Raw genomic sequence first — 13500 nt, 5'->3', positions numbered from 1 at the left:
TGTCAGGAGTTCGAGAAGATCATGCGGACAGTCGACGTGTTCCACCCGCAGGCCGCCGGCAACGGCGCCGCTGTGCACGCCTCTCCCCAGACCACCGTGGCGTTCAGCCCGGACGGCACCCACTACGCCAGCGCGGGCTACGACGGCCGGGTGGTCCTGTGGGACCGCTCCAGGACGGCCCCACTCTGGGTCGGCCGTCACTCACGGCTGGTCAACGGGGTGCGGTTCTCCCCCTCGGGCCGACTCCTCGCCAGCGGGTCGGCCGACAAGACCTGCCGGGTCTGGGAGGTGGCCACGGGCCGTCAGGTCCAGCTGCTCGCCCGGCAGCCCGACGACCTGAACGCCCTGGCCTGGCTGGACGAGAACCGCCTGGTCACCGTCTCGCAGGACGGTACGGGCCGGATCTGGGACATCCGTACCGGCGTGCTCCAGGAGGGCGTCATCTTCCACGCCGACCACTGCATGTCGGTCGACGCCGCGCCCACGGGTGTCCTGGCCAGCTGCGGCGAGGACGCCACCATCCGCCTCTGGGACACCGACGGCTCCCTGCTGCGGGACCTGCCCCAGGCCGGTCACGCGGAGATGTGCCGCTGGTCCCCCGACGGCACCCTGCTCGCCGCCAGCTGCGACGACGGCTTCGTGCACATCGTGCGCACCGACGGCGAGCTGGTCACCAAGGTCGGCCCGTACACCGCCGCCGTGAAGTCGGTCGCCTGGTCCCAGGACGGCTCGCGGATCGTCATCGGCGCCTACGACAGCACGATCACCCTCTGGGACATTGCCGGCTGCCGCCCGCTGGTGCGCTGGTACGGCGCGCACCTGTGGCCCCGCGCGGTGGACTGGTCCGCGGACGGCAGGACCGTGGTCGCGGGCACCTTCTCGGCCCGGCCCGCGGTGATCGACGTGCCCGAGATCCCCGCGGACGCCCTGCCCGACGAGGTGCGGGAGGTCACCCTGGAGGCACCGGTGCCCACGCACGGCGTCAATCACGTCTCGGCGGCCGGCGAGGTGCTGGCGGCGGGCGGCGACAACGGCACGGTCCGCGTCTGGAGCCACCGCGGCGCCACCGCGACCGAGGTACCGGTGGGCAACGGCAGTCTGGTCAACACGGTCGCCGTCTCGGCCGAGCTGCCGGGGCTCGTCGCCTACGGATCGTTCTCCGGGCGGGTGGGCGTGGCCGACGCCGTGACCGGACGCGACGTCGCCGCCGTCCAGCGCGAGCACCCCGTGAACCGGGCCGCGTGGTCGCCGGACGGGAAGCGGCTGGCGGTCGCCGACTACGAGGGCGGGCTCGACCTGTACGCCTGGACGGGGCGCGACCTGGTCCCCGGGGTGCACTACGCGGGCCACGACGGCGCCATCAAGGACGTTTCCTGGGTCGACGCGGACCGGCTGGTCACCTACTCGACCGACCGCCAAGCCCACCTCATCACCACCGGGGGCACGCTGATCCGCTCCTTCGGCGGCCACGGCGAGCTGATCAACGGCGGGTCCGTGACCACCGTGGCGGGCAGGACGCTGCTCGCCACCGTCTCCCGCGACCGCACCAGCCGCATCTACGACCTGGAGACCGGGGAGCTGCTCCAGGTGCTGGTCGGCCATGACGAGTCGGCCAAGTGCGCGGCCTGGCACCCGGGCGGCGAGCCCCTGCTCGTCACGGGCTCCTACGACTTCACCGGACGGCTGTGGGTCCTCGACCCGAAGACGCTGGCCCCGCTCCACCAGCACGTGCTGGAGGGACACGGCAGCGCGGTGAGCGCGGTCTGCTGGCTCGGGGACGACGCGGTCACCGCCTCCTGGGACAGCAAGGTGTTCACCTGGACGCCGGACGCCGACCCGGCCCGGCCACCGGCCCCGGCCGAGCCCGCCACGGACTGGCGGGTCCTGGAGGGTTCCCGATGACCTCCCTGAGTCCTTCCCTGAGCCCGCCGGTCGGCACCCCCGCCTCGCTCGCCCTGTTCGAGGCCGAGGCGGCGGTGGTACGGCGTGCCGCGGAGCGCGTGTGCCGCGTCGCGGGTGGCGAGCTGGACGACCCGGAGACGACCGCCGCGGCCCGCGAAGGCTGGGAGGAGCTGCCGGTCCGCCTTCGAGCGGCCGTCCGTGCCTTCCGCAGGAACTCGGGCGAGTGCGGGGTGACGCTGGTCAGCGGCCTGCCGGTGGACGAGGCGCTGCTTCCGCCCACCCCGACGGCCAACGGCTCCGTCCGCCGGGAGGCGACGGTGCCGGCCGCCACCCTGCTGATGACCGCGGCCGGTGGTCTGGGCGACCCGGCCGCCTACGCCCCGGAGAAGTCCGGCGCGCTGGTGCAGGACGTGGTGCCGGTGCCGGGCAAGGAGGACTTCGAGGGCAACGCGGGCTCCACGCTGCTCTCCTTCCACGTGGAGAACGCCTTCCACGTGCACCGCCCGGACTTCGTGATGCTGCTGTGCCTGCGCGCCGACCACGACGGAGCGGCGGGACTGCGCACCGGTTCGATACGCCAGGCGCTGCCCGTGCTGTCGCAGCGGACCCGGGAGGTGCTGTTCCGCCCGGAGTTCAGCACCCAGCCGCCGCCCTCCTTCGGGACGGCCGCCGGGAGCACGCCGCCACGCCCGGTGCTGACCGGCGACCCGGAGGACCCGGACCTGCGGGTGGACTTCTCCGCCACCACGGCCCTGACGCCCGAGGCGCGCCGGGCGCTGGTCGAGTTGGAGGCGGCCGTCGACGCCGCGTCCCACACGGTGCGTCTGACGCCGGGGGACCTCGCCATCGTGGACAACCGGGTGACCACGCACGGCAGGACGGCCTTCCGGCCACGCTACGACGGGGGCGACCGCTGGCTGCTGCGCACCTTCGCGGTGGCTGATCTGCGACGCTCGCGTGACCATCGCCCCGGCGACGGTCACGTGCTGAGTCACTGAGCACCGCCGCCGACCGGGAGCCGAGGGCATGTCACCACCCTTGATCACGGGGCTGCACATCAACGCCGTAGTTCTCGGGGACTCCTGCCGGATCTGCGCGATCTGGCGGGTGAGCAGGCCGGCCGGCCCGCGGCCGGCCTGCGAGCCCGCCTTCGCGCTCCTGCTCCCCCGTCGCGGCACGGAGCAGGACTGGGCCGCCGAGACCGCTCTGCGCGCCCTCGGGGAACAGCGGTTGGGCGACGGCCCGGTCTGCGTCGACCTCGCCACCACGGTGGACGGCATCGCCGTGGACGCACTGCGGCCGGGTCTGTGCGAGTCCGGCCTGCTGGAGGCGTCCCGTGCGGCGCTGGGCGAAGGGCAGCAGGAATGGGCCGAGTCGGCACGCGGGAATCCGTCGGCCTTCCACGCCGCGGCGTCCGACGGGTATGTGCTGCTGCGCCACGCCGCGGTGGTGACCGCATGCGACCCGGCGGGTCCGGGCGGCCGCGTCCCCGTCGTCCACGTGCGGGAGCACCGGGTCCTGCGGGCCTACGGGGCGGCGCTCCTCGCCCACGCCGGGGCGGGGTCCTAGGCCCGAAAGCCGGGTCGGTCTCCGTCCGGGGGCGGGTTCGCTCCGGGCGGGTACGGGCGATCATGGTGGTCCTGTCGGACAGGCCTAGGAGGGGCAATGCGGATCGAACCGGTGGACTGGGTGGAGATTCCGGCCGGAGTGGTGCACCGAGGCACCCCGACCGGGGACATCCCGCTGGTGGCGGAGCGTTACGCGGACACGGGGGTGCCGGTGGAGTGGTACCTCAAGGAGGCACCGCGCACGGAGATCCGCCTCCCGGCCTTCCGGATCGCCCGTACCCCGGTCACGGTCGGCCAGTGGTCCGTCTTCGCCGCGGCCACCCGCCGACCCGTGCCCGAGGCTCCCGACGACCACCCCGTCACCGGCGTGAGCTGGGAGGCGGCGACGGCCTACTGCCGGTGGTTCGGCGAGCGGACCGGCGACCCGGGCGTCAGGCTCCCCACGGAGGACGAGTGGGAGCGCGCGGCCCGCGGCGACGACGGCCGGGAGTTCCCGTGGGGCGACGAGTACCGCACCGGCCTGGCCAACCTGGTGGACCTCGGCATCGGTACGACCACCCCGGTCGGCTCGTTCCCGGAGGGCGCCGGCCCGTTCGGGGTGCTGGACATGGCGGGCAACGCCGACGAGTGGACGTCCACGCTGTACGCCCCCTACCCGGGCGCCCCCGACGGCGTACCGCTGGTCGAGGGCTGGGCGTTCGACCCCCACATCACCCGTGGCGGGGCCTTCCGGCACGACCGGGACCTGGCCAGGTGCGCCCGCCGCCACAGTGCGTACGAGGAGGACCTGGCGGCGATCGGCGTCGGGCTGCGCCTCGCGGCACCGGCCACCGGGACCGCACTCCCCGCGTCGGCGCGTCCCGGGCCTCGGTAGACTCGGCGGCCGCCACTGCCCCTTCGGCGAGAGGGACCACCCACCGTGCGACTGCGCTGCGCCGTACTCGACGACTATCAGGGGGTGGCGACCGAGGTGGCCGACTGGTCGCCGGTCGCCGACCGGGTGGAGGTCGTGTCCCACGACACCCACTTCCCGGACGAGGACGCCCTCGCCGCGGCGCTCGCGGACGCCGACATCGTGGTGACCCTGCGCGAACGCGTGCCGTTCCCCGGCTCGTTGATCGCCCGGCTGCCCCGGCTGAAGCTGCTCGTCGCCTCCGGCATGCGCAACAGCGTGATCGACTACGCCGCCGCCGACGCGCACGGCGTCACCGTCTGCGGTACGGCCTCCTCCTCGACCCCGCCCGTCGAGCTGACCTGGGCCCTGCTGCTGGGCCTCGCCCGCGGGATCGTCCAGGAGGGCAACGGACTGCGCGAGGGCGGCCCCTGGCAGCAGACGGTGGGCGCCGACCTGCACGGCCGCCGGCTCGGACTGCTGGGCCTGGGCAAGATCGGCGGGCGGGTGGCACAGGTCGGCCTGGCCTTCGGCATGCGGGTGAGCGCCTGGAGCCAGAACCTCACCCGGGAGCGCACCGACGAGGTCGGTGTCGAACTGGCCTCCTCCAAGGAAGAGCTCCTGACGACCGCCGACTTCGTCTCCGTCCACCTGGCGCTGGGCGAGCGCACCCGCGGTCTGCTCGGCCCCGCCGAACTGGCCCTGCTCAAGCCGACCGCCTACCTGGTCAACACCTCGCGCGCGGCGATCGTCGACCAGGGGGCGCTGCTCGCCGCGCTGCACGAGGGCCGCATCGCGGGTGCGGGCGTGGACGTCTTCGACACCGAGCCGCTGCCCGCCGGACACCCGATGCGCACGGCCCCGCGCCTGCTCGCGACACCCCACCTGGGCTATGTCTCGCGCGCCAACTACGCCACGTACTACGGCCAGGCCGTCGAGGCGATCGGGGCCTACCTCGCGGGCTCCCCCGTACGGCGGCTGCCCGTCGTGTCCCCGCCGCCGGCCCCGAGCCGGGCGTAGCCGGGCTCGGGCGGGCTCAGCCGGTGCCCGTCCGGGCGGAGTCCGCCGGGCGCGCGTAGATGCCGTCGCTCCGGCGCAGGTGACCGAAGTCCACCAGGTGGCGCCGGAGCGTCACATGGTCGACCTCGCCGTCCTCGCACCACGCGCGCAGCTTCTCGTCGACGGTGCGCTCCGGGTACTCCACGCCGGGTGCGAAGGTCTGCTCGGCGATGTGCCGCAGCACCACCTTCTTGCGCGTCCAGCGTGCGGGGAGACGTACCAGCCGGCCGTTCCTGACGAAGGTCCGCACGATCATGTCGCCCGGTCCGTCGTCACCGGCCGCGGCGGCGTCCCGGGGCGCCTCCGACGCCGTACGGCCGACGCGGGCCAGCTCCCTGAAACGGCTGTGGGCGACGACGAGTTGACCGTCGTCCCCGGACGTCACCACGCCCTGCTCCCGCAGTCGGCGCAGCGCGCCGGCCGTCTTCTTCGCGGAGAGACCGGCCGCCAGGGCCACCTGCGCGGCGTCGCCCGCGCCCAGCGCCACGGCCGCGAAGGCCCGCACCCGGCTCTCCTCGGCGAACAGAGCGGGCAGTGCCGCCGGCGCGGACGGCGAGAACGGGATGAACGAAGACTGCGAGGTTTCGGAGATCTCGGAGGTCTCGAAGGCGTCGGAGGCCTCGGAGGCCTCGCTGGACGAGTCGGCTCGGTCGTTCGGCATGCCGGGAGGCTAGTGGACACACCGGTGCGCACGGGAACGGTTTTCCGCCGGACGCCGTCGCTCCGGTCCGCGCGTTCAAAACGGGTGATCCACACATTCCCCCCGTGACCCGCTGCGACCGGGGGCGTTGAACCGGCAGTGCGGCGGCGCGTCCTGCCGCCGCGCTCCCCGAGTCAGAAGGAGAACGTGATGTCTCGCATCGCGAAGGCCGCCGGTGTCGCCCTCGGCGCCGGTGCCGTGGTGCTCAGCGGCACCGGCATGGCCATGGCGGACGCGGGCGCGGCGGGCGCGGCCGTCGGCTCGCCCGGTGTCCTGTCCGGCAACGTCGTCCAGGTCCCGGTGCACGTGCCGGTCAACCTCTGCGGCAACACCATCGACGTGATCGGCCTGCTGAACCCGGCCTTCGGCAACGCCTGCGAAAACGGCGACGACGACGACAAGAGCGGCGGCTACGGCGGCTGAGTCGCCGGACCCGCGAGGAGCCCCGGCCTCCCCGGCCGGGGCTCCTCCCGTATCCGCCTAGGCGTACCGGTAGATCCGGCCGACGTCCTCCAGTTCGTCCGGTGTCACGTCCCACGGCGGCAGCTTCTCGTGCCGTGCGACGATCCGCCCGCGCTGTGCGCTGCCCCGGCCGGGCGGCTCGGCGGGCAGGTAGCGGGCGCCGCGGTGACGGGCCTGCCAGCGGGACCACTGGAGGTCGACGAAGGCGTGGTGCAGCCAGAACACCGGGTCGTTGACGGAGGCGCCGCCGACCATGGCCCCGCCGACCCAGCGGTGGACCCGGTTGTGGTTGCGCCAGGAGACGCTGCCGCGGCCCGCCCCCCACCCCTCCAGCTTGTTGCGGAACCCCTTGCGGACCGTGGAGTCGTAGGGCGAGGTGTCGTACTTCGGGTCGTCCAGCGCCCACTCCAGGTCGCTCTTGGAGGGCAGGCCGAGGGGGTCGGCGGCGCGTCCGAGGTCCCGGGTGAGGTACTCCGTGTCGGTGACGTTCACCTTGATGGTCCAGTTGCCCTCGGCATGGGCGAAGGGACCGGTGGTCACCCGGTGGTCGGACCGCCGCCCGGTGCCGCCGAGGAGGTCGGCGGTCCAGGGCGTCGACTTGGCACCGCGGTCCTTCGTCCAGTCCCAGTACGGCACCGCGACCGACGGGTCGACCCGGCGCAGCGCCTCCTCCAGGTCCAGCAGGAACCGGCGGTGCCAGGGCAGGAAGGACGGCGCCATGTGCGCCGTACGCAGTCCGTTCTCGCCGTCGGAGACGTAGTACTCGATGTGGGTGCGCACGAACTCGTCGTACTCCCCGCGTCGTTTGATCTCCAGCAGCGCGTTGACGAACCGCCGCTTCTCGGTGCGGGTCAGCGTGCTGACGTCCTTACGCGTGTAGGCCATGCCGCCCCCCGGAGTGCCGGCCGTGGCCCGTGGACGGGGTGTCGCGCAGGTGCTCGCCGGGGCCGAGTTCGTCGACGGCGCCGCGGGCCGCGGCGAGCGGGGTGGGGTAGGACCGGTAGTGGTCGACCATGCTCAGCCAGCTGCCGTCCGCCCGGCGCATCAGGTGCAGCGGCCGGCCGTCCACGGTGACCTGCCAGGTACCGGCGCCCACGGCCCGCCCGGCGGCCGAGCGGATGCCCCGGATGCGCCGGCCGCGGTAGGTCTCGTCGAAGGCAGCGCCCTCGACACCCTCGGCGGACTCGGCGGACTCGGCGGACTCGGCGGACTCAACGGCGTGCGGCCCGGGGTGGGCGGGTCGCGGTCCGGTGGTGGCGGCCTCCGCGGCCCGGGTGGGTCGCGAGGCGGCGATCAGGGGCGCCAGGCCGACGGCGAGGGCCGGGGCGAGCAGCCCCCGCACCACCTGCCGCCGGGTGCCGGAGGCCGGCCCGCCTCTCGCCGCGTCCTGCGTCGCGTACTCCCGCTCGGCGCCGTTCGCCGTCGCACCCGCGTTGCCGACCATGGCTCACTCCTCTTCCGGTTCGGTTGGTCCGCACCGCTAACCGAACGGCGGGCCCCGCGGTCACCGCCCGCAGGGCCAGTCGGAGCACGACCGCTCCGGGGACCGAGGTCGCCCGGGGGGTTACAGACCCGGTCCGACGCCCAGGTCGGCCACCGGAACCGTCTGGACCACCGGGGCGAGCAGGCCGACCTCGGGAAGCTTGGGCGCCGGCAGGCCGAGGGCCTCGGGGTTCGGCGCGGTGAGCGGGGCGTCGAGGGACAGTTCCGGCGCCAGGGTGCGCAGCTCGGCGGCGGGGGCGTCGACACCGGCGTGGTCGAAGTCGTCGCCGAGGACGTGCGGCAGCGGCTGGCGCACGTCGACGCCGGGCAGCCCGCCGCGCACCGGCAGTTGCGGCAGCGTCCGCTCCGGCAGCAGCCGGCCCTCGACGTACTGCGGGCCCTCCGGTGCGCCCGCCGTCGGCACGGGCAGCTCGCCGGCCACCTCCGGCAGCTCCATGCCGAGGGCCGTCTCCGCGCCGCCCAGCGGCACCGGCACGGGAACCGCGCGGGCCGCGGCGGCGGGGGTCGCGGCTACGCCGACGGCGGCGGCCACACCGGTGACCACGGCGGCCAGGGTTCGTCTGGTGGTCGGCTTCATGACAGACACGGTCCCTTTCGAGAAGGCGGGGGGTTCGGCTTCGGGAGGGCGGGAGGTACGGCTTCGGGAAGGCGGAAGCAGGACGGGGAGCGGAACCGGGAGCGGGGTGGTTCAGCCGCCCAGCGGGAGGCCGCCCAGCAGGCCGTTCGCGGAGTTCAGCTTCGTGGTGGCGCCCTTCACGGTGTGCAGCACGGAGTCCTTGTTCTCGGTGTCCAGCGCGTCGGAGCGCGCTTCCGACTGGTGCTTGATCGGCATGACGTCGATGGGCTCCGCGGTCAGCGCGTTCACGGCGCCGTTGAGGCTGGTGGGCGTGAGCGCGGCGGCGTCGGCGGCGTCGTAGGCGAACGCGGGCGCGGCGGAGCCGGCGGCGACCAGGGAACCGGCGACGACTGCGGCGGCCTTGAGGGACTTCATCGTGTTCCTTTCTTCGGCGACCCGTGTCACCGGAGGGTGTGCTGACGCCCTCCCTAACGACCTGCGCCGGGCCCGGAAACTCCGCCGTCCGGAAGACATATGAGATCTCCGGGCACGGAAAGGGCCGTCGCGCCTCCGAAAGGGGAGGCGCGACGGCCCGGGACGCCGGGGGCGGCGTCAGGAGGGGTTCGCCGGTGCGGCGGCCTCCGGAGTGGCCGCCTCCGGGGTCGTGGCCTCCGGCGCGGTCGGTACGCCGGGCAGCCCGGCGAGGTCCGCGGCGGGCAGACCGTTGCCGACCATGGTGGCGGCGACGACGTTGACGATGCCGGTCATCAGGTCCTTGACGGCCGGGCTCACCTGCTCGGCGGTACCGGAGGTGGTGGCCTTGACCAGGGCGTCGACCTGCTTCTGCAGCGCGGCGTTCGCGGTCGCGGTCAGGTCGGACGCCGCCGCCGTCCCGTCGTCGCCCGGTGCCGTGACGGGCGCCGGCAGCGTGACCGGGGTGTCGGTCCCGGCCTCCGGCGCGGTCACGGCCGGCGGCTGGGCCGGGGTGCTGGGAGTGGTCGCCGCGTCGTCGGCGTCCGTGTCCGCCGCGTCCGCCTTGGCGAGGGCGTCCTTGACGGCGGTGGAGAGCTTGTCGGCGTCCGTGGCGGAGAGCTGGCCGTTGTCGGCCTTGAGGACGGCGGTGAGCATGTCGGTGACGGGCGTGAGCACTCCGCTCAGACCGGCCAGGCTGCCGACCTGGCTCTGCAGTTCCTCGGCGTCGGGGAGGGGAGCGCGGGACGCCGCGTGGGTGCGTTCCCGGACCGAGTCGCCGTCGGCCGCCATCACCGCCGGACCGGAGATACCGATCAGCAGGCCGGCGCAGAGAGCGGAGGTGGCGATTCGCCGTGCGGGCAGACGCATGGGGGTTCCTTTCGGTGGTGCGTCGGATGTTGTGCCCACCGTGGAAGCGCCCTCGGCGCTCTGCAACGCAGGGGGCGGCCCGGGGCGCCCGCCCGCTCTTCTCAGGTGTCGTGTCCTACCTGGTGAGACGCCCTGTCAAGGTCCGTGCGCCGTGTCGCGGCCCGGTCCCCCCATTCGGGGCAGCACAGCGCCGTCCGCACGGCAACGCGAACCGGCCGCCCGCTCGCGGAGGAACCGCGGTACGGACGGCCGGTGCGCAAGTGGTGAGCCGACGTCAGTCGTTCTCGCACTCGTTGCCGAACGCCGGGTTCAGCAGGCCGATGATGTCGATGGTGTTGCCACAGACGTTGACCGGGATGTGGACCGGGACCTGCACCACGTTGCCGGACAGGACGCCCGGAGAGTGGGCGGCGGCGGCCTGCGCGCCGCTGTCGGCGGCGGCGACACCGGCGGTGCCCGCCACCGCGGCGGCGGCGACGGAGGTCAGGGCCAGGCCCTTCGCGATACGCGACATGGAGAAGTGCTCCTTGGGGTTGTACACACATCCGGGCGGCTGCCCGGCGCAGTGTCAACGCGTGGCAGGGGCGCGAGTTGTGCCGCCAAAGGGGTGATCTCGCGAAATGCCGGTGTTCACAAATCCAACACACTTACCCGATTTCGCCGTATTAGTACGGATAGCAGCTAGAGTCCCACACCATTCGACGCACCCGTTCGATGCACCCGTTCGACGCACCCGTACGGCGAGGAAACGCGCATGCACCTGCCACCGACCGGCTTACGGCCACGGGTTCTGCACCTCACCCAACCGGTGGACGGCGGGGTCGCCCGGGTGGTGGCGGACCTGACGCGGGCTCAGCTCGCCGCCGGACTGCGCGTCGCGGTCGCCTGCCCCGCCGGGGGCCTCGCCGACCGGCTGCGTGCGCTGGGCGCCGATGTGCGGCACTGGCCGTCGACCCGCTCGCCCGGCCCGGCGCTGGTGACGGAGGTACGGCGGCTCGTGCGCGTGGTCGAGGACGTACGGCCCGACCTGGTGCACGCGCACAGCGCCAAGGCCGGTCTGGCCGGACGGCTCGCCGTGCGGGGCCGGATCCCGACCGTGTTCCAGCCGCACGCCTGGTCGTTCGAGGCGGTCGGCGGGGCCGCGGCGCTCCTCGCGCTCGGCTGGGAGCGGTGGGCGGCGCGCTGGACGGCACGGACGGTCTGCGTGAGCGAGGCGGAACGGCTGCGGGGGACGCGGGCCGGAATGCGCGGGCCCTGGACGGTGATCCCGAACGGCATCGACCTCGCCCGCCCCCTCGCCGACGCCGCCGCCGAAGCTCCCTCCGACGGCTCCGCCGACGCGGCCGGTGTGCGGCGGCTCCACGGCATCGGCCCGCACGCGCCGTTGGTGGTCTGCGTGGGCCGGCTGTGCCGGCAGAAGGGGCAGGACGTCCTGCTGAGCGCCTGGGAGTCCGTCCTCGCGCGGGTGCCGGGCGCCCGGCTGGTCCTCGTGGGCGACGGCCCGGACCGCGCCCGGCTGACCGCGCGGGCCCCGGCGTCCGTGCTGTTCGCGGGGGCCGTCGCCGATGCGGCCGCTTGGTACCGGGCCGCCGACCTGGTCGTCCTGCCGTCGCGCTGGGAGGGCATGGCGCTGGCCCCGCTGGAGGCGATGGCCTGGGGGCGGCCCGTGGTGGTGACCGACGTGGACGGTGCCCGCGAGGGTCTGCCGCCCGCTCTCGTACCGCACTGTGTGGTGCCGCCCGAGGATCCCGCGGCGCTGGCCGACGCCGCCGCCGCGCTGCTGCTCGACGCGCCGCTGCGGGCCTCGCTCGGCCGCCGGGGGCGGGCGCACGTGCGGTCCGCGCACGACGTACGGCACACGGCGGCGGCGGTCGCGGCCCTGTACGGCGACCTCCTGAACGGCGGCTACCTGAACGGCGGCCTCCTGAACGGCCTACGGCCCACGCCCGCGGCGCGCACCGGCGACGGCACCGGCGACCGCGTCGGCGACATCGGCGACAGGTCCGCGGCCGTGCGGCGCCCGGCCGTCGTGCCCATCGAGTGCAGGGAGTCCACCTACCCGTGAGCGCGGAAAGCACCGTTCCCTCCCCCGCCGGCCAGTCGCGCGACCTCGGCTCCTCCCCCGTCTCGGTGCTGCCGCCGCGCGACGGCACCGCGGGCCCGCGACTGCCCGACCGGCGTCCCGCACCACGGCAGGACTTCCCGCTGCCGCTGCTGGTCGCGGACGGCACGGCGGCCCTGCCGGGCTCGCTGGTCCTCACCGGCACCCCGCACCAACCCCTGCTCACGGCCCTGTTGGTCGCCGCCTCGCTCCTGCTGCGCCCGCGCCGGGCCCGGCGGACGTCCGGCGCCCTGGACGACCTGCCCGCCGTGTGCGGCCGGATCGCGGTGGTGTGGCTATTGCTCGCGGCGCTCCTCGCGGCGTACGCCCCGTCGCACGCCCTGTCCGCGCGCACCCTGTGCGCCGGCTTCCTGCTGCACGCGGTGACGGGCTGCGCCGGCCGGGGCGCGGTGCACCGCCGACGCCGTACGGCGCTGCTGAACCGCCCCCGCGCCGCCCTGGTCGTCGGTCCGGCCGCGACCGCGCAGCGCGTGGCCTCGGCGCTGCTGCGCCACCCGGGCTGCGGGCTGCGCCCGGTCGGGGTCGTCACCGGCGGCCCGGGCGGCACCGCGGGCCTGCCGGTGCTGTCCACGGACGAGGAGGTGCGGCGGGCGGTCGTACAGAACGGCGTACGGGACGTCCTGGTCGCCGGCTCCCCGGTGAACCCCTCCGCACGGCCCCGGCAGGCGGCGCTGCTGCGGACGCTGGCCGAGTCGGGCTGCACGGTGTGGGAGCTGGACGCCGAGGCGCCCGAGCACGCCGACGCCCCCGCCCGCCCGGCCGGGGACCGGATCGCCGGGTTCCCCTGCCGGCGCCTGGGACCGGCGGCACGGCGCCCCGGCGGCGCGGGCAAGCGGATCCTCGACGTGGCGGTGTCGGGAGCGCTGTTGCTGCTGCTGAGCCCCCTGCTGCTGGCCTTTGCGGCGGTGCTGCGGGTGGTGGGCGGTCCCGGGGTGCTGTTCCGGCAGGAGCGGGTCGGGGAGGGCGGCAGGCCGTTCACGCTGCTGAAGTTCCGCACCCACCGCCCGGCCGACGAGCACGAGTCGGCGACCCGGTGGAGCGTGGCGGACGAACGCCGGATGCCGTGGTTCTGCCGCTTCCTGCGACGCACCTCGCTGGACGAGCTGCTCCAGCTGTGGAACGTCTTCCGGGGCGACATGAGCCTGGTCGGCCCGCGTCCCGAACGCCCGTACTTCGTCGCCCGGTTCAGCCAGAGCCACCCCGGCTACGCGGCCCGCCACCGGATGCCGGCCGGGATCACGGGTCTCGCCCAGATCAACGGGCTGCGCGGCGACACCTCCATCGAGGACCGGGCCCGCTTCGACAACGCCTACATCGACGACTGGTCGCTGTGGCGGGACGTGTGCATCCTGCTGCGCACGGCCGCCGCGCTCGTGCGCCCCACGGGGAGCTGAC

At 74.7% G+C, this 13500-nt stretch carries 15 protein-coding genes; 8 read left to right on the top strand and 7 right to left on the bottom strand.

The features are described from left to right. The first annotated feature begins 21 nt into the window (after window positions 1-21). The 5 genes from ACZ7MF_RS23950 (at window position 22) to ACZ7MF_RS23930 (ending at window position 5382) form a co-directional block, all read left to right on the top strand. Window positions 22-1902 (top strand): WD40 repeat domain-containing protein, encoded by a 1881-nt coding sequence (locus tag ACZ7MF_RS23950; RefSeq protein ID WP_471479594.1) that lies wholly within the window; start codon window positions 22-24, stop codon window positions 1900-1902. Continuing rightward, complete coding sequence (locus ACZ7MF_RS23945; RefSeq protein ID WP_471479592.1) at window positions 1899-2900, top strand: clavaminate synthase family protein; 1002 nt, start codon at window positions 1899-1901, stop codon at window positions 2898-2900. The genes ACZ7MF_RS23950 and ACZ7MF_RS23945 overlap by 4 nt, the downstream gene beginning before the upstream one ends. 28 nt (window positions 2901-2928) lie before the next feature. Next, window positions 2929-3471: a hypothetical protein gene (locus ACZ7MF_RS23940; protein ID WP_471479590.1), complete on the top strand. Its 543-nt coding sequence runs from the start codon at window positions 2929-2931 to the stop codon at window positions 3469-3471. Between the two features lie 96 nt (window positions 3472-3567). Then, entirely contained in the window at window positions 3568-4344 is a 777-nt protein-coding gene (locus ACZ7MF_RS23935; protein WP_471479588.1) for a formylglycine-generating enzyme family protein, read from the top strand. Window positions 4345-4389: 45 nt separating this feature from the next. Next, window positions 4390-5382 carry a D-2-hydroxyacid dehydrogenase family protein gene (locus ACZ7MF_RS23930; protein ID WP_471479586.1) on the top strand — a complete coding sequence of 331 codons (993 nt, stop codon included), beginning with the start codon at window positions 4390-4392 and terminating at the stop codon, window positions 5380-5382. A gap of 16 nt (window positions 5383-5398) precedes the next feature. Here the strand turns inward: ACZ7MF_RS23930 and ACZ7MF_RS23925 are convergent, their stop codons facing one another. Continuing rightward, window positions 5399-6082 carry a DUF2087 domain-containing protein gene (locus ACZ7MF_RS23925; RefSeq protein ID WP_471479584.1) on the bottom strand — a complete coding sequence of 228 codons (684 nt, stop codon included), beginning with the start codon at window positions 6080-6082 and terminating at the stop codon, window positions 5399-5401. Between the two features lie 189 nt (window positions 6083-6271). Between ACZ7MF_RS23925 and chpF the strand changes: the two genes are divergently transcribed. After that, window positions 6272-6544, top strand: coding sequence for a chaplin ChpF (gene chpF, locus ACZ7MF_RS23920; protein WP_356861246.1), 273 nt, complete (start codon window positions 6272-6274; stop codon window positions 6542-6544). Window positions 6545-6601: 57 nt separating this feature from the next. Here the strand turns inward: chpF and ACZ7MF_RS23915 are convergent, their stop codons facing one another. The 6 genes from ACZ7MF_RS23915 to chpG form a co-directional block, all read right to left on the bottom strand. Then, window positions 6602-7468, bottom strand: coding sequence for a tyrosinase family protein (locus tag ACZ7MF_RS23915; RefSeq protein WP_471479582.1), 867 nt, complete (start codon window positions 7466-7468; stop codon window positions 6602-6604). After that, entirely contained in the window at window positions 7452-8027 is a 576-nt protein-coding gene (locus ACZ7MF_RS23910; protein ID WP_471479580.1) for a tyrosinase family oxidase copper chaperone, read from the bottom strand. The genes ACZ7MF_RS23915 and ACZ7MF_RS23910 overlap by 17 nt, the downstream gene beginning before the upstream one ends. A 120-nt stretch (window positions 8028-8147) precedes the next feature. Next, complete coding sequence (locus tag ACZ7MF_RS23905) at window positions 8148-8663, bottom strand: hypothetical protein (RefSeq protein WP_471479578.1); 516 nt, start codon at window positions 8661-8663, stop codon at window positions 8148-8150. 111 nt (window positions 8664-8774) lie between these two features. Next, window positions 8775-9077: a hypothetical protein gene (locus ACZ7MF_RS23900; RefSeq protein WP_115742183.1), complete on the bottom strand. Its 303-nt coding sequence runs from the start codon at window positions 9075-9077 to the stop codon at window positions 8775-8777. A gap of 177 nt (window positions 9078-9254) precedes the next feature. Then, a complete protein-coding gene (locus ACZ7MF_RS23895) occupies window positions 9255-9983 on the bottom strand; it encodes a hypothetical protein (RefSeq protein ID WP_471479576.1) in 729 nt (242 codons plus the stop codon). Between the two features lie 274 nt (window positions 9984-10257). After that, complete coding sequence (gene chpG / locus ACZ7MF_RS23890; RefSeq protein WP_030179666.1) at window positions 10258-10497, bottom strand: chaplin ChpG; 240 nt, start codon at window positions 10495-10497, stop codon at window positions 10258-10260. Between the two features lie 240 nt (window positions 10498-10737). Here chpG and ACZ7MF_RS23885 point away from each other — a divergent pair, with 240 nt between their 5' ends. Together ACZ7MF_RS23885 and ACZ7MF_RS23880 are read left to right on the top strand one after the other, a co-directional pair. Then, the gene (locus tag ACZ7MF_RS23885; protein WP_471479574.1) at window positions 10738-12048 is read left to right on the top strand and encodes a glycosyltransferase family 4 protein; all 1311 of its coding nucleotides are present in this window, start codon (window positions 10738-10740) and stop codon (window positions 12046-12048) included. Next, window positions 12045-13499 carry an exopolysaccharide biosynthesis polyprenyl glycosylphosphotransferase gene (locus ACZ7MF_RS23880; protein WP_471479572.1) on the top strand — a complete coding sequence of 485 codons (1455 nt, stop codon included), beginning with the start codon at window positions 12045-12047 and terminating at the stop codon, window positions 13497-13499. Before ACZ7MF_RS23885 ends, ACZ7MF_RS23880 begins: the two co-directional genes overlap by 4 nt. Window position 13500: the final 1 nt, after the last annotated feature.

The sequence above is a fragment of the Streptomyces sp. NPDC111628 genome, from assembly GCF_055635195.1.
The sequence above is the reverse complement of the archived record's forward strand: the minus strand, read 5'-3'. Positions and strand labels throughout refer to the sequence as shown.